Annotated in this window: 16 protein-coding genes; 6 read left to right on the top strand and 10 right to left on the bottom strand. The window is 62.4% G+C overall.

The features are described from left to right. Window positions 1-33: 33 nt before the first annotated feature. From hisH to hisB, 3 genes are read right to left on the bottom strand one after another with little or no spacing between them, the layout of a single operon-like run. Entirely contained in the window at window positions 34-684 is a 651-nt protein-coding gene (hisH, locus tag QX071_RS03535; RefSeq protein WP_315702248.1) for an imidazole glycerol phosphate synthase subunit HisH, read from the bottom strand. Further along, on the bottom strand, window positions 681-1,205 hold the full coding sequence (locus tag QX071_RS03530; protein ID WP_315702249.1) for a DUF2628 domain-containing protein: 525 nt from the start codon (window positions 1,203-1,205) through the stop codon (window positions 681-683). Before QX071_RS03530 ends, hisH begins: the two co-directional genes overlap by 4 nt. A gap of 22 nt (window positions 1,206-1,227) precedes the next feature. After that, on the bottom strand, window positions 1,228-1,821 hold the full coding sequence (hisB, locus tag QX071_RS03525; protein ID WP_315702250.1) for an imidazoleglycerol-phosphate dehydratase HisB: 594 nt from the start codon (window positions 1,819-1,821) through the stop codon (window positions 1,228-1,230). 202 nt (window positions 1,822-2,023) lie between these two features. Here hisB and hslV point away from each other — a divergent pair, with 202 nt between their 5' ends. Together hslV and hslU are read left to right on the top strand one after the other, a co-directional pair. After that, the gene (hslV, locus tag QX071_RS03520; protein ID WP_315702251.1) at window positions 2,024-2,584 is read left to right on the top strand and encodes an ATP-dependent protease subunit HslV; all 561 of its coding nucleotides are present in this window, start codon (window positions 2,024-2,026) and stop codon (window positions 2,582-2,584) included. 102 nt (window positions 2,585-2,686) lie between these two features. Beyond that, window positions 2,687-3,991 carry an ATP-dependent protease ATPase subunit HslU gene (hslU, locus tag QX071_RS03515; RefSeq protein ID WP_315702252.1) on the top strand — a complete coding sequence of 435 codons (1,305 nt, stop codon included), beginning with the start codon at window positions 2,687-2,689 and terminating at the stop codon, window positions 3,989-3,991. Between the two features lie 78 nt (window positions 3,992-4,069). Here the strand turns inward: hslU and QX071_RS03510 are convergent, their stop codons facing one another. The 3 genes from QX071_RS03510 to QX071_RS03500 form a co-directional block, all read right to left on the bottom strand. Then, window positions 4,070-4,648, bottom strand: a complete 579-nt coding sequence (locus tag QX071_RS03510) for a Smr/MutS family protein (protein ID WP_315702253.1) — start codon at window positions 4,646-4,648, stop codon at window positions 4,070-4,072. Continuing rightward, on the bottom strand, window positions 4,645-6,285 hold the full coding sequence (locus QX071_RS03505; RefSeq protein WP_315702254.1) for a murein transglycosylase A: 1,641 nt from the start codon (window positions 6,283-6,285) through the stop codon (window positions 4,645-4,647). The genes QX071_RS03510 and QX071_RS03505 overlap by 4 nt, the downstream gene beginning before the upstream one ends. A gap of 158 nt (window positions 6,286-6,443) precedes the next feature. Then, window positions 6,444-7,145, bottom strand: coding sequence for a Tim44/TimA family putative adaptor protein (locus QX071_RS03500; protein WP_315702255.1), 702 nt, complete (start codon window positions 7,143-7,145; stop codon window positions 6,444-6,446). Window positions 7,146-7,524: 379 nt separating this feature from the next. Between QX071_RS03500 and secB the strand changes: the two genes are divergently transcribed. Further along, a complete protein-coding gene (gene secB / locus QX071_RS03495) occupies window positions 7,525-8,004 on the top strand; it encodes a protein-export chaperone SecB (protein WP_315702256.1) in 480 nt (159 codons plus the stop codon). Between the two features lie 89 nt (window positions 8,005-8,093). Here secB and dnaQ read toward each other — a convergent pair whose 3' ends face one another. The 4 genes from dnaQ to QX071_RS03475 are packed head-to-tail and all read right to left on the bottom strand — an operon-like array spanning window position 8,094 to window position 10,920. After that, window positions 8,094-8,792, bottom strand: coding sequence for a DNA polymerase III subunit epsilon (gene dnaQ / locus QX071_RS03490; RefSeq protein WP_315702257.1), 699 nt, complete (start codon window positions 8,790-8,792; stop codon window positions 8,094-8,096). A gap of 39 nt (window positions 8,793-8,831) precedes the next feature. Then, window positions 8,832-9,431 carry a dephospho-CoA kinase gene (gene coaE / locus QX071_RS03485; protein ID WP_315702258.1) on the bottom strand — a complete coding sequence of 200 codons (600 nt, stop codon included), beginning with the start codon at window positions 9,429-9,431 and terminating at the stop codon, window positions 8,832-8,834. 30 nt (window positions 9,432-9,461) lie between these two features. Further along, window positions 9,462-10,070 carry a Maf family protein gene (locus QX071_RS03480; RefSeq protein ID WP_315702259.1) on the bottom strand — a complete coding sequence of 203 codons (609 nt, stop codon included), beginning with the start codon at window positions 10,068-10,070 and terminating at the stop codon, window positions 9,462-9,464. Between the two features lie 10 nt (window positions 10,071-10,080). Further along, entirely contained in the window at window positions 10,081-10,920 is an 840-nt protein-coding gene (locus QX071_RS03475; RefSeq protein WP_315702260.1) for a pyruvate, water dikinase regulatory protein, read from the bottom strand. 414 nt (window positions 10,921-11,334) lie between these two features. Here QX071_RS03475 and hemJ point away from each other — a divergent pair, with 414 nt between their 5' ends. The 3 genes from hemJ (at window position 11,335) to mnmE (ending at window position 14,755) form a co-directional block, all read left to right on the top strand. Further along, complete coding sequence (gene hemJ / locus QX071_RS03470) at window positions 11,335-11,757, top strand: protoporphyrinogen oxidase HemJ (protein ID WP_315702261.1); 423 nt, start codon at window positions 11,335-11,337, stop codon at window positions 11,755-11,757. A 243-nt stretch (window positions 11,758-12,000) separates the two neighbouring features. Beyond that, complete coding sequence (rho, locus tag QX071_RS03465) at window positions 12,001-13,266, top strand: transcription termination factor Rho (RefSeq protein ID WP_315702262.1); 1,266 nt, start codon at window positions 12,001-12,003, stop codon at window positions 13,264-13,266. Window positions 13,267-13,423: 157 nt separating this feature from the next. Next, window positions 13,424-14,755 (top strand): tRNA uridine-5-carboxymethylaminomethyl(34) synthesis GTPase MnmE, encoded by a 1,332-nt coding sequence (gene mnmE / locus QX071_RS03460; RefSeq protein WP_315702263.1) that lies wholly within the window; start codon window positions 13,424-13,426, stop codon window positions 14,753-14,755. Window positions 14,756-14,787: the final 32 nt, after the last annotated feature.

The raw sequence follows: 14,787 nt of genomic DNA, 5'->3' as shown, positions 1-14,787 counted from the left end.
CCGCGCAGCAGCGGGCGGAGAGGGCAGCAAGACCTACGGCTTCCACTTCAGGAAGTTGGAGATCAGCGCGAGCCCGAAGCGCTGGCTCTTCTCCGGGTGAAATTGGGTGCCGATCGCAGTGTCCTTGGCGACGATCGCGGTGATCGGCCCGCCATAGTCGGCGCGCGCCAACACGTCGTTCTCATTTGCCGCGTTCAGATGATAGGAGTGCACGAAGTAGGCGTGCCGCCCGTTCGGCCCGAGCGGCAGCCGCTCCAGCACCGGATGTTCCTGCACGAGATCGAGCGTATTCCAGCCCATGTGCGGAATCTTCAAACTCTCGTCGCGCGGCACGATCTTTTCGACATCGCCCGCGATCCAGTCGAAGCCCTCGGTGATGACATGCTCCTTGCCGCGGGATGCCATCAGCTGCATGCCGACGCAGATCCCGAAGAACGGCCGCGCCTTGTGCCGCACCGCCTCGTTCAGCGCCTCCAACATGCCGTCGACCGCATCGACGCCGCGACGGCAATCGGCGAAGGCGCCGACGCCCGGCAGCACGATCCGATCGGCGCGATAAACCGTTTCGGGGTCGCTCGTGACAACGATCTTCTGCGGATCTTGCATGCTACGCGCGGCGCGCTCGAAAGCCTTGGCCGCCGAATGCAGATTGCCGGATCCGTAATCGATGATCGCAACACTCATCGTCCACCTCCCGGTTCCGGAAACAAGCCAATGATGCTGGCATGCGGCAGCGGCGGCGGCCGAAGCGCATTGCCATTGTCACGCGTCGGCGGCGGTGCGCCGCGATCGACGGTGTGATTGTCGTAATTTGTGGCGCCGCGACGCGCGGCCCAGCGCTCGAAGAAACGCCGCTCAGCCGAATCGAGATCGTCGCCGATCACGATGTCGAGCTGCCGCCAATTCCCGCGCGAAAAACTCCAGCGTTTGAGACTGGACGCCTCGAAGCCCAACAGGATCGCGAGCAGGATATCGGCGACAACGACCGTACCCCAACCGATCCCAACTCGGCGCAGGACGACATCGACAGCTGCAACCAGGACGACCCAGCCGATCAGCCCGAGCCACAACCGGTGCCAGGCAAGCCAGAGCACGCTCAAGACAGCCGCCCACAGATGGAAGCCGTCGCGCACGAACACGAAACGGTCGGTCGAGCGCAGATCGGCTCCGGCCGCGAGAGGAGCGTGAACGGTGTAGACCGGCATCTTGATAGTCCTCGCAAGGAGGTCAGCCGCCGAGCCGACCCTTGGTGGATGGCACTTCGCCTGCCGCGCGCGGATCGATGCCGACCGCCACGCGAAGAGCGCGCGCGAGACCCTTGAAGCAGGATTCGGCGATATGATGACTGTTCTCGCCGTACAGGGTTTCGACATGCAGCGTAATGCCGGCGTTCATCGCGAAGGCATTGAACCATTCGCGCACCAGCTCGGTATCGAACTCACCGATCTTGTCGCGCGGAAAGGTGGTGCGAAACACCAGCATCGGCCGCCCCGAGACGTCGATCACGACCCGGGTCAGCGTCTCGTCCATCGGCATGTGGATCGAGGCGTAGCGGGTGATACCCGCCATGTCGCCCAGCGCCTGCTTGACGGCCTGGCCGAGTGCGATCCCGACGTCCTCAGTGGTGTGATGGTAATCGATGTGCAGATCGCCGGCCGCCTTGACCGTCATGTCGATGCGGGAATGACGCGCCAGCAGGTCGAGCATGTGATCGAGGAAGCCGATACCGGTCGCGATCTCGGACAGTCCGGAGCCATCCAGATTGACGGCCACCTCGATGTCGGTCTCTTTGGTCTTGCGCTTGATGGTCGCGCTGCGCATGAGGGTCTGCTTTCCCTTGAAAACGCGGCCCTTTTAACAGGCGGATGTCAGCTTCGCTACTGCGGGATGACGGGATGAGACCTCCATCTCGGCCTATGGTGAGCGGATTTCAAGTCCATGCCAGCTTTGACCGTTACCTTGGCTGGTAATTGCATCCCCGGCCAGCAGGCCCTAGATGCAAGGCTCTGAGCAAGGATTCCGCATGCAAGCATCCCAAAACCAGCTGCCGGTCTGGCATGGCACCACGATTCTGACGGTCCGCAAGGGCGGACGCGTGGTGATCGGCGGCGACGGCCAGGTCTCGATCGGCCAGACCGTGATCAAATCCAACGCCAAGAAGGTCCGCAAGCTCGGCAAGGGCGACGTGATCGGCGGCTTTGCCGGCGCCACGGCCGACGCCTTCACCCTGTTCGAACGGCTGGAAAGCAAGCTTGAGCAATATCCGGGGCAACTCACCCGGGCGGCGGTCGAGCTCGCCAAGGATTGGCGCACGGACCGCTATCTGCGTCGGCTGGAAGCGATGATGATCGTCGCCGACAAGGACGTTTCATTGGTCCTGACCGGCACCGGCGACGTGCTGGAACCGGAGGCCGGGGTCATGGCGATCGGCTCCGGCGGCAATTACGCGCTGGCCGCGGCCCGCGCCTTGATCGATACCGACAAGGACGCCGAGACCATCGTCCGCCGTGCCCTCGATATCGCGGCCGACATCTGCGTCTACACCAACCGCAACATCACGATCGAGGCGCTCGAGGCGGGCTGATCCAGCCGGCTTCGCGCTGTGTCCGCCGACCCGAGCCGACGGCCGGACATTGCGGCAGCAACCCGGCTTGCCCCGATCCCAAACCAGCCCTAGCTAAAGTCCATGACCGACTTTTCCCCCCGCGAAATCGTCTCCGAACTCGACCGCTTCATCGTCGGCCAGGCCGACGCCAAGCGCGCGGTCTCCATCGCGCTGCGCAACCGCTGGCGGAGGCTGCAGCTCGACGCCGGCTTGCGCGAAGAGGTGCTGCCCAAAAACATCCTGATGATCGGGCCGACAGGCGTCGGCAAGACCGAGATCGCGCGGCGCCTGGCAAAGCTCGCCGGCGCGCCGTTCCTCAAGGTCGAAGCCACCAAATTCACCGAGGTCGGCTACGTCGGCCGCGACGTCGAGCAGATCATCCGCGACCTCGTCGAGATCGCAATCATCCAGGTGCGCGAGCGCAAGCGCAAGGATGTCGCCGCGCGCGCCCAGCTCGCCGCCGAAGAGCGCGTGCTCGACGCACTGGTTGGCGCGAACTCTAGTGCTGCCACGCGGGACTCGTTCCGCCGCAAGCTGCGCGCCGGCGAGCTCAACGACAAGGAGATCGAGGTCGAGACGCAATCCTCCGGCAGCGGTTTTCCGATGTTCGAGATTCCGGGCATGCCGGGCGCGCAGATGGGTGCAATCTCGATCGGCGATCTGTTCGGCAAGATGGGAGGGCGCACCAAGACGCGGCGCCTGACGGTGGCAGGCTCGCACGAGATCCTCATCAACGAGGAATCCGACAAGCTGCTCGACAACGACCAGTTGGTGCAGGAAGCGATCAGCGTGGTCGAGAACAACGGCATCGTGTTCCTGGATGAGATCGACAAGATCTGCGTCCGCGAAAACCGTGCCGGCGGCGATGTCTCGCGCGAGGGCGTCCAGCGCGATTTGCTGCCGCTGATCGAAGGAACCACGGTCTCGACCAAGCACGGTGCGGTCAAGACCGATCACATCCTCTTCATCGCTTCGGGTGCCTTCCACATCGCCAAACCGTCCGACCTGCTGCCGGAGCTGCAGGGCCGCCTGCCGATCCGGGTCGAGCTGCAGGCGCTCAGCCGCGACGACATGCGCAGGATCCTGACCGAGCCGGAGGCTTCGCTGATCAAGCAGTATGTCGCCCTGATGCAGACGGAAGGCGTCACCCTCGAGATCACCGACAATGCCATCGACGCGTTGGCTGACGTCGCGGTGGCCGTTAATTCCACGGTCGAGAACATCGGCGCGCGCAGGCTGCAGACCGTCATGGAGCGGGTGCTGGACGACATCTCCTTTACCGCATCCGACCGCGGCGGCGAGACCATCCGGGTCGATGCCGACTACGTGCAGCAGCACATCGGCGACCTCGCCAAGAACGCCGACCTGAGCCGGTTCATTTTGTAGTTCTCGACCCTGTCATTCCCGCGAGAAGCGCTCGGACGCAGAAACGCGCGGTGTACCCCCGTCTCGCATTCTTGCGGCTTAAGCTCGGGTGCGCCGGATCCGCACATAGAGTGCCCCGGCGCCGCCGTGGCCAATATGGGCCTCCTCGAAGCCGACGATGAGGGAGCGGAATTCCGGCAGGCTCAGCCATTGCGGCACCTGCCGCCGCAGCACCCCCCGCTCGGGGTCGCTGCCGACCGTGCCCTTACCGGTGATCACGAGCACGAAGGTCAGGCCTTCATGATGCGCCCGCTGCAGAAATAGATGCAGCGCCTGGTGCGCCCGATGTTGGGTCATGCCGTGCAGGTCGAGCCGCGCGTCGATCTCGTTGCGGCCGCGCGACAGGCGCGCGCGTTCACGGCGGCCGAGCGGCGCCAGCGGCGGCATCGGAGCCTTTGCAGGTTTCGGCACCGGGATCGGAGTAACCGGACGCGGTGAACTTGGTTTTGCGAGGACCGGCTCAGGCGCCGACATCGGCGGATGCGGCTTGGTCGGACGTGGCTTCTTGCGCAGCGGCCTGACCTGCTTGATTACGGTCTCCCACAAAGCGCGATCTTCTTCGCTCAAGCCGCGCCGTCGACCGCGCGGTGACTTCGGATCCTGCGACGGCGGTTTCATTGGCGATGACGGTGATGCCGGCCACGATGAGAGCGGCTGATCGTTGCATCACTTTCGATGCTGGGCCTCGGCTCCGGCAGCGGCACGGCTTGCGCCGCGCTCGCAGCCGATGAGGCAGGCGAATTCGCTGCGGATGCCGGGGCTGAAGCGGCAGCGGCAGCAGCAGGTGGGGCCGGGTCGGGAACGACTGCCGCGGACTTCCGATCCTTCGTTTGATCCTTGGCTTGGTCCGGATCCTTGGGCGGTAGCTGCGGAAACAGCTTGGCGATCTTCTCCGACGGTCGCGAATCCGGCAGCGGCATCTTGTGGCCCCGCGCCACTGGATCGAGACTTTTCGGCACGAGCATTACGAATTCCATGTTGTGCTTGAGCCGACCGGAAACCTTGCCTGCGTCCGCACCGGCACCGAAATAGAGATCGGCCCGCGCGGGCCCGACGATGGCCGAGCCGGTGTCCTGCGCGATCATCAGCCGGTGGAACGCGGTCTTGGAGCGCTCCGATTCGATCGGCAACTCGCCGGTGATGAAGAACGGCGTACCATAGACATGCAGCGACTTGTCGACGGCGATCGATCGTCCCGGTGTCAGCGGAATGCCCTGTGCGCCCACCGCTTCGTCCTTATCCGAGAGCTGCACCTCGCGAAAGAAGATGTAGGACCGATTCTGCCGGCGAACTTCGTCCGCAGCGTTCGGATTCTGCTCCATCCACTCCCTGATCCGCTGCATCGACATCTCTTCGCGGGGGATGATGCCGCGTTCGATCAGAATGCGGCCGACGGGCGTGTAGGGGTAACCGTTATAGGCGTCATAATTGACGCGAAGGGTCGAGCTGTCGTCGAGCTGAATACGTGCCGAGCCCTGGATCTGCATGAACAGCAAGTCGGTCTGGCTCTTGAGCCAGCAGATTTCGAGTCCGCGACCTTCGATCGCACCGTCTTCGATCGCAGCACGGTCGTAATAGGGCACGAGCTTGCGGCGTCCGATCTTGCGGTAGACCGGCCCCTTGTTAGGCAAGCTCGGCGCATCCTGCTTGAAGCCTCGCACGAACAGGTTGGAAGGCCGGCGATAGACCGGGACATTGTAGACTTCATTCTGCGTGCGCGATCCGTCCAAGACCGGCTCGTAATAGCCGGTGACGAAGCCGTCGCTGTCGCCCAGTCGTGAAATCTTCAAGGGCAGGAAGTGAGCTTCAAAGAAGGCCCGTGCTTTGGTGCCGTCGGAGATATCGAGCGATTGCGCTGCGCGGCAAGGATCGCGCAAGGAGTCGCCCAGCGCTTTTGGCTCGCCGCCGTTTGCGTTGGGGATTTTCGGATCAGCGACAGCATTCTGCTGCGCGGCGATCGGCTTACAGCTCGCACGGAATGTCCGATACGCCGCCAGATGATCATCGTCGGTCCAGCCGGGAACCTCGGCCCAGGATAACGGAACATATTGGCTGCCGGCGATCTGCAGCGGCCAGTCCAAATGCGGGTAGGGGAGGTGGCGGGCCGGTACTACCGGCTCATGACGGCGGGCGGCGCGAACAGCTTCGGCGGCATAGGGCGTCAGCACGCCCGCAGCCGCGGTCAAGCCAAGCGCCGCGACAGCGTAGTTGAGGCGATTGCCTGAAAAAGGCAGCTTCCAAAATTCGCGAACCATCGCTGCACCATCTAAACACCACTCAACGCGAACCTTGGAAATTAAGACTTAGACAAGAATACCCACGAGCGCTGCGCCTCAGTGCCTCGGCGATGCTCTCACGATGTTCTATCTGTCCTCCTCCATAGCGGAGCCGTGCACGGCGCCGCTGCCTGACCTCAATGGCTGCCGGTGCCGATCAGTTTCCAGTTCGGATCGCGCGAGGTGACGTCGCGGGCAAAAGTCCAGATGTCGGTGATATCGGCGACCTTGTCCGGATTGCCGTCGACGATCGTGCCCGCCTTGTCGCGCGTGACGGAGATCATCTGCGAGACGAAGCGCACCGTCAGCTGCGCGGTGCGGTCGCGCAGCTCGGCCCCGACCAGTTCGGCCTTGTCGATCGAGACGAAGCGGGTCTCGTTCGTCTGCTCGTGCTTCTCGCGATCCTTGATGACCGCTTCGAAGCTGTCATAAACGTCCGGCGACAACAGGTCGCGCAACGCGCGGCGATCGCCATTGGCAAAGGCCAGCACGATCATCTCGTAGGCGCTGCGCGCACCCGAGATGAAATGGCGCGGGTCAAAAGCGGAGTCCTGGGCGGCGATGCCGTCCAAACCCCGGGCCAGCGCGCTGCCCGGTTCGGCCAGTCCCTTCCAGCGGTCGGCTGCAGGAGCCAAGTCGGCCGTCTGCAGAGGCGCGGCCGGCTCGATCAGTTTGCCTGGAACCGGCATGGCATTACTATCAGGCGCACCCTGGACAGCGTTCCGAGCGGCCCGATCGAAGGGTGGACGCTCGCTACCGGTCCGCTGCCCAAGCACGGCGCGCAGGCGCACAAAGATAAAGACCGCCAGCGCCAGGAAGATGATGGTATAGATATCCACGTCGTTTTCGCTTTCTGACTTCTCGCGCCGGCCACGAAATCGACCGTCGGGCTCGCTGTTTCAAAGCCGGCTGAGACTACCGGGTCGATTATCGCCTCGATGTAGTCACTCAATTGAGCCCAGCCAATGACGCATTCTGGCGCGGGATTGTAACCTGTTTCGGAACGGAGGGGAAATCCGATCCCGCCGGGAATTAATGCCCGTTCAAGTGTTTACCGGCCGTTAGGGTTGCGTGGCTGGCGTGATGGCGGTCGGTAAAAACGGGTCCGCCGCAGGAGCTGACATCCGTCCTTCCCACGCTCGTCCTTGTGGAACAGACCGGCCGTATGTTAGCCACGCGCCGCGATAATTCGCCCTTTTTGTGCCAGGAGAACACTTCATGACCAATGGTAACGGCGCCACTCCCGAGGCAGCCCCTCCTCCCCAGCTGAACGTCCTGGCGCAGTACACCAAGGATCTCTCGTTCGAGAATCCGAATGCGCCGCAGTCGCTGTCCCCGCAGGCCCAGCCGCCGCAGATCAACATTCAGATCAATGTCGGTGCAAACAACATCGCCGAGAACGAGTACGAGGTGACGCTGTCGATCGACGGCAAGGCCGAAAGCGCCGGCAAGCTGATGTTCAGCTTCGAACTCGTCTATGGCGGCGTGTTCCGGCTGGTCAACATCCCCCGCGAAAACCTGTCGCCGATGCTGCTGATCGAGTGCCCCCGGCTGTTGTTCCCGTTCGCTCGCGAGATCGTGGCGACTTCGGTACGCGACGGCGGGTTCCCGCCGCTGATGCTGGACCCGGTGGATTTCGTCGGCCTGTACCGGCAGAACATGGAACGGCAGGCAGCTGGCCAGGGTCAGCTGAGCTGAGCGCTGCTAGACGAAGACCGCCAAGTGAATATCGTCGGGTGAATTGAGACGAAGGCGCGTGATCCGTCAGGCCAATAGGCCGAGGCGGATCACGTTCCCGGCATGAAATCAGTCCAGAGCGGCTTATCGCCCAGAGTTGCGATAAAGGCGCGATGGGCCTCGCGTTCTGCCTCGGAAATCCGCGGCGCAAGCGGCACGTCACGTTGCCGACGCGGCATGTCGGTGGATGTCCCGACACGAATCTCCGCACTCTCCTGGGTCAGGATGAGCTGCGACTGCCGCGCCCCGACCAAATCGACATAGACTTCGGCGAGCAGCTCAGCATCGAGCAACGCGCCGTGCTTGGTGCGGCGGGAATTATCGATCGCGTAACGGGAGCAGAGATCATCCAGCCGGTTCGACACGCCTGGATGCTTCCGGCGTGCCAGCAACAAGGTATCGACCAGCCGCTCGCGCGGAATCGGTGCCCGCCTCACGCGGTCGAGTTCGGCGTTGATGAAACCGACGTCGAATGACGCATTATGAATGACCAGCGGCGCATCGCCGATGAAGGTCAGAAACTCCTCCACGATCTCGTGGAACAGCGGCTTGGTCGCGAGAAATTCGGTCGACAGTCCGTGAACCGCGAAGGCCTCGGCCGGCATGTCGCGTTCCGGGTTGATGTAGCGATGAAAGACCTGGCCCGTCGGCATGCGGTTGAAAATCTCGATACAGCCGATCTCGACCAGCCGATCGCCACGCAAGGGATCGAGGCCTGTGGTTTCCGTGTCGAGAACGATTTCACGCATGTCTTGTCTGGTCCGTCAGATCGGCTTGACCGTCACGAATCAGCTTCGCCGCCGCGGCATCTTAACAAGCTGATCGAGGATGTCGCGAATACGGGCCCGTACGGGCTCGAGTCCGTGTGACGTATCCACGACGAAATCGGCCCGCTTGCGCTTTTCCTCATCGGGCATTTGGCGAGCCAGAATAGCATCGAGCGCCTCACGCGACATGGTCCCACGTGCCAGAATGCGCTCGCGTTGAATCTCCGGCGATGTCGTAACCACGACAACCGCATCGACACGTTTATCGCCGCCGGTCTCGAACAACAGTGGCACATCGACCACCGCGACCGCGGCCCCCGACCGCTCGGCATCCTCGAGAAACCTCTGATGATAGGAGCGCAGCATCGGATGGACGATTCCCTCGAGCCGCCTGATCGCCTCGGGATCGCCGACGACCCTCGCCGACAGTTTGGTGCGATCGACCTTGCCATTGAGAGTGGTGCCAGGGAAGGCGGCCTCGATCGCAGGCACGGCTTCGCCCTCATATACCTTATGGACCGTAGCATCGGCATCGTAGACCGGAACGCCGGCCTCGGCGAACAGCTTTGCCGTCGTTGATTTGCCCATCCCGATCGAGCCGGTCAGCCCAAGCACTTTCATTCGCCTCTCTCCGGTCTGCGCGGCCAGCCGTTACATTGCGAGCAGCTGCGCATCTCTGAAGAAGGCCAGCAGCGGCAGCAGCGGCAGGCCGAGGATGGTGAAATGATCACCATCGATACGATCGAACAGATGCACGCCGAGCCCTTCGAGCTGATAGGCGCCGACGCTCGTCGTGACCGCCGCCCCGGCCTCGTCGAGATAGGCCGAAATATCGGTCTCGCTCAGCGGCCGCATCGACATCCAAGCGACCGCGACATGCGAGAACACCACCTCGCTGTCGCGGGCAACCGCGATGGCCGAATGCAGCGCATGGGTCCGACCGGCAAGCGCGAGCAATTGCCGATGGGCCTCATCACGGCCCGCGGGTTTGTTGAACAGACGGTCACCCAGCGCCAGCGTCTGGTCGGCTCCGACGACGTGGGCACCGGGCTTCGTGGCCGAGACCGCCAGCGCCTTGGCCTTTGCGAGATGCAGCGCGAGCTCATAGGGCGCAACCAGACCGGATTCCGTCTGCATCGCACGCTCGTCGATATCGGCCGGCTCGGCCACGCAGGCCAGTCCGGCATTCTCGAGCAGCGTTCGCCGCGCCCGGCTCTGGGAGGCAAGGACAAGCGGCACTTCGCCGCGCCATAAAGTCATGTCGCGCTCATCACTCCAGCAGTCGCTGTCGCTGCCGGTCGGAATAGAGTTTCAGGATTGCAGCCGCCGTCTCCTCGATCGAGCGACGCGTGACATCGAGCATGACCCAGTCGAACTTCGCGCTGAGCTTGCGCGCATAGGCGACCTCTTCAGCCACCGACTGCTTGTCGACATAGGTCTCGTTGCTGGTGTCGGCGCCCATGCTGAGCAGCCGGTTCTGTCGCACCTGGATCAGCCGTTCCGGCGTCGCATGCAAGCTGACGACCAGAGGCTTCTTCAAATTTTCAAGCTGATGCGGGATCGGAATGCCGGGGACCAGCGGCACGTTGGCCGTGCGCACCCCGCGATTGGCGAGATAGATCGAGGTCGGCGTCTTCGAGGTGCGGGACACGCCGACCAGCACGACCTCGGCTCCTTCGAGATCCTCGACCAGCTGCCCATCATCGTGGAGCATGGTGTAATTCAGCGCATCGATGCGTGCGAAATATTCCGCATTGAGCACATGCTGCGCGCCCACGCGACCGGCGGTCGCCGCGCCCAGATAGGCTTCGAACAGCTGCATCACCGGCCCGATGATCGACAGGCTAGGGATGTTGACTTCCTGACACTTGGCCTCCAGCCGGCTGACCAGATCCTTCTCGAGCAGCGTGAACAGCACGATGCCCGGTGATTCCTCGATCTCGTCGAGCACGCGGTCGAGCTGCTTCTGGCTGCGGACCAGCGGATATACATGCTCGACGGGTGTGATGTTGGTGTATTGCGCGGCCACCGCACGGGCGACCGTAATCAAGGTTTCGCCGGTCGAGTCCGAAACCAAATGCAGGTGAAAATAGTTGCCGGTGGTGGGCATCAATTCCCTAACAATCTGTGAATCTCGGTGAAGGATGCGCCGAAAAAAGCGGCCTCACCCCGGAGGCTTTGGATAACCGCCAATCTTCTACACATGCCTGCCCGCCAGGATAAGTCGACCCGATGGCGCGATGATATCGGGACGAAGCTCGCTTGTCTCTGGATAAGCTGTCGATCACTCTGCGCAAGTCCCTGAGATGCATTGTCTTGTGCCGCCGGCAGAGGTTCAGCACCGGCTTGTTGAGGGATGTGAAGAAGCTGGGCGAAAGCTGCGAGCTGCATTGCATGAGTCCAATCCACGTCTACCTAGACTCAAACCTTAAGATTCAAAATTTATTTGGTTTGGAGGGCATCGAGCGAGCGGATATGTCTCCTCTGCAAGAGGGATCGGCCCACCAGAGGATTGCTCGTCTCGATGTATGAGTGGATCAAGGCGCTGCACGTCATTGCGGTCATCTCGTGGATGGCCGGCATGCTCTATCTGCCCCGACTGTTCGTCTATCACTGCGAAGCCGAGATCGGCTCCAAGCAGTCCGAGACCTTCAAGGTCATGGAACGGCGGCTGTTCAAGGCGATCATCAACCCGGCCATGATCGTGACCTGGCTCGCCGGGCTGTATCTGGTCTGGGCCGGCGGCTGGTATATGGCCGGCTGGTTCCACGTCAAATTCCTGCTGGTCCTGATCATGTCCGGCGTTCACGGGTTCTTTTCACGCTGGGTCAGGGAGTTCGCAGCCGACCGCAATACGCACACCCAGCGTTTCTATCGCATCATCAATGAGCTACCGACGGTACTGATGATCGGCATCGTTATCCTCGTGATTGTAAAGCCGTTTTAGACCGGTAAAACCAGCATGACAGTTTGCTGCGTGGCGCCTTGCGCAATGAGATGCGATTTTCTATATTGAGGTCATCCCCACCCCACGCAGGCGGATGTGGTTGCGTTCCGGTTTGACCGGCCGCCGCATCAGGTTTGGTGCCTCCATGGCGCCAACTTTGCTTAGACCTGCGGACCTTCTTTTCCGTCCGCGCTTCCCACAGCCACTTCGCATCCTTCCCAAGTCGTTCCACAGGACCTCCCAATGCGGGAAATTAAACTTCAGGACCTCAAGTCGAAAACACCGGCCGAGCTTGTCACCTTTGCTGAGGAAAACGGGGTCGAGAACGCCAGCACGATGCGAAAGCAGGAGCTGATGTTCGCCATCCTCAAACAGCTCGCGATCGCTGAGACCGACATTATCGGGGAAGGCGTCGTCGAAGTCCTCTCTGACGGCTTCGGCTTTCTGCGTTCGCCGGACGCCAATTATCTTCCCGGCCCAGACGACATCTACGTTTCGCCGTCGCAAATCCGCCGGTTCGGTTTGCGCACAGGTGATACGATCGAAGGCCACATCCGCAGCCCCAAGGAAGGCGAACGCTATTTTGCGCTGCTGAAGGTCAATACGCTGAACTTCGAGGATCCCGAGAAGTCCAAGCACAAGGTCAATTTCGACAATCTGACGCCGCTGTTTCCGGATGAGCGTTTCCGGCTCGAGATTGAAGATCCGACCCGGAAGGATCTGTCGTCACGCGTCATCGACATTGTGGCGCCGATCGGCAAGGGCCAGCGCGCACTGATCGTCGCGCCGCCGCGGACCGGCAAGACCGTGCTGATGCAGAACATCGCACATTCCATCACGGCTAATCATCCAGAGTGCTACCTCATCGTTCTTCTGATCGATGAACGTCCGGAAGAAGTCACCGACATGCAGCGCTCGGTGAAGGGCGAGGTGGTGTCGTCGACCTTCGACGAGCCGGCGGTGCGTCATGTCCAGGTCGCGGAGATGGTGATCGAGAAGGCCAAGCGCCTGGTCGAGCACGGCCGCGACGTTGTCATTCTGCTGGACTCGATCACGCGTCTCGGCCGCGCCTACAACACGGTGGTGCCATCCTCGGGCAAAGTGCTGACCGGCGGTGTCGACGCCAATGCGCTGCAGCGCCCGAAGCGGTTCTTCGGCGCAGCCCGCAACATCGAGGAAGGCGGTTCGCTCACGATCATCGCGACCGCGCTGGTCGATACCGGCAGTCGCATGGACGAGGTCATCTTTGAAGAGTTCAAGGGCACCGGCAACTCCGAGCTGATCCTCGACCGCAAGGTTGCGGACAAGCGGACCTTCCCGGCGATCGACATCGCCCGCTCCGGCACCCGCAAGGAAGAACTCATCACCGACACGCAGAACCTCAAGAAGATGTACGTGCTCCGGCGCATCCTCAATCCGATGGGCACCATGGATGCGATCGACTTTCTGCTCGACAAGCTCCGCAACACCAAGAGCAACGCCGAGTTCTTCGAGTCGATGAACACCTGAGCGACGGTTCGGAGACCAGATTACGAAGGGCGCCGTTACGGGCGCCCTTTTTGTTGGCCGGTGCTTGCTGCGGTGTCCGGCAGACGCTCCGCCGAACGTAAAGCATCTTGCGGCAAATCGATTGTTTTTGCGGCGCTGAAGGTCCACCTGAGGGCACATGCACCCTCACGATCAAACGATCTTTGCTTTGTCCTCCGGACGGCTGCCGAGCGCGATTGCGATCGTCCGGCTGTCGGGTTCGCAGGCCGGGTTCGCGCTGCAGACCCTGGCAGGGCAGCTGCCGCGTCCGCGGATCGCGACACGGGCGCTGCTGCGTGATGTTACGGGCGAGCCAATCGACGATGCGGTGGTGCTGTGGTTTCCCGCCCCGGCCAGTGCCACCGGGGAGGACGTCGCCGAGCTTCATATTCATGGCAGTCGCGCGGTCGTTGCAACGTTGTTTTCTGCTCTCTCGGCGCTCCCGAATATGCGCACGGCGGAGCCCGGCGAATTCACCCGGCGTGCCTTCGAGAACGGGAAGATAGATCTGACCGAAGCCGAGGGCCTGGATGATCTGATCCATGCTGACACGGACCGGCAGCGCCGTCGGGCGCTACAGCAGTTCAGGGGTCTCCTCGGGGATAGAGCGCGCGAATGGCGGCGCCAGATCATTGAGGCGTCGGCGTTGGTCGAAGCCGGGATCGATTTCTCCGACGAGGGCGATGTGCCGCAGGAGCTGATGCGACCCGCGACGATGCGCATCGAGACGCTGCTCGGTGAGATCGAAAGCGTCCTCGCCGAAGGCGGTCGAGCCGAGCGCTTGCGTGAAGGTCTGACGGTCGTGATCGCAGGGCCTCCGAACGTTGGCAAATCGACCTTGATGAATCAGATCGCGCGGCGCGACGTCGCGATTGTTTCTCCGCACGCGGGGACGACGCGGGACGTGATCGAAGTCCAGCTCGACCTCGACGGCTATCCGGTCACGGTGATCGACACGGCCGGAATCCGGGACACGGATGATCCGGTGGAGCAGGAGGGTGTCCGTCGGGCGCGGGCACGCGCGGCCGACGCCGATCTGGTGCTATGGCTCGCCGAGAGGGGTGAAGCCAAGATCGACTACGATGGCGAAGCTCCGGTTTGGCTGCTTCGGAACAAGATCGACCTGAGCGGCGATGGGGTAGACGTCCAACGGAATGGTGGTGTGCCGACCTATCGGATCGCTGCAAAGAACGGGAAGGGCGTCCCCGAGCTCCTCGACGGGCTGGTCGCATTCGCCGGCGAATACTTCGGCAGCTCCGAGGCTGGTCTGATCAGTCGCGAACGACATCGAAAGCTTCTGGAGGAAACGGCCGTATCGTTGCGGCGGAGTCTGGAAGTCGTCTCGCTCGGGGAGGAGCTTGCCGCCGAGGAGCTGCGCATTGCCGCTTTCGCGTTGGGAAAGTTGCTTGGCCGGGTCGATGTCGAGGATTTGCTCGACGTCATCTTTCGCGAGTTCTGCATTGGCAAGTAGGCGCGGATATCTCCGTCTATGTTTAATGCGAG

It is taken from the genome of Bradyrhizobium sp. SZCCHNS1022, from assembly GCF_032484835.1.
In the GTDB taxonomy this organism is placed as follows: domain Bacteria; phylum Pseudomonadota; class Alphaproteobacteria; order Rhizobiales; family Xanthobacteraceae; genus Bradyrhizobium.
Note: the sequence above shows the minus strand (reverse complement) of the source record. Positions and strands in the feature narration are given on the sequence as shown.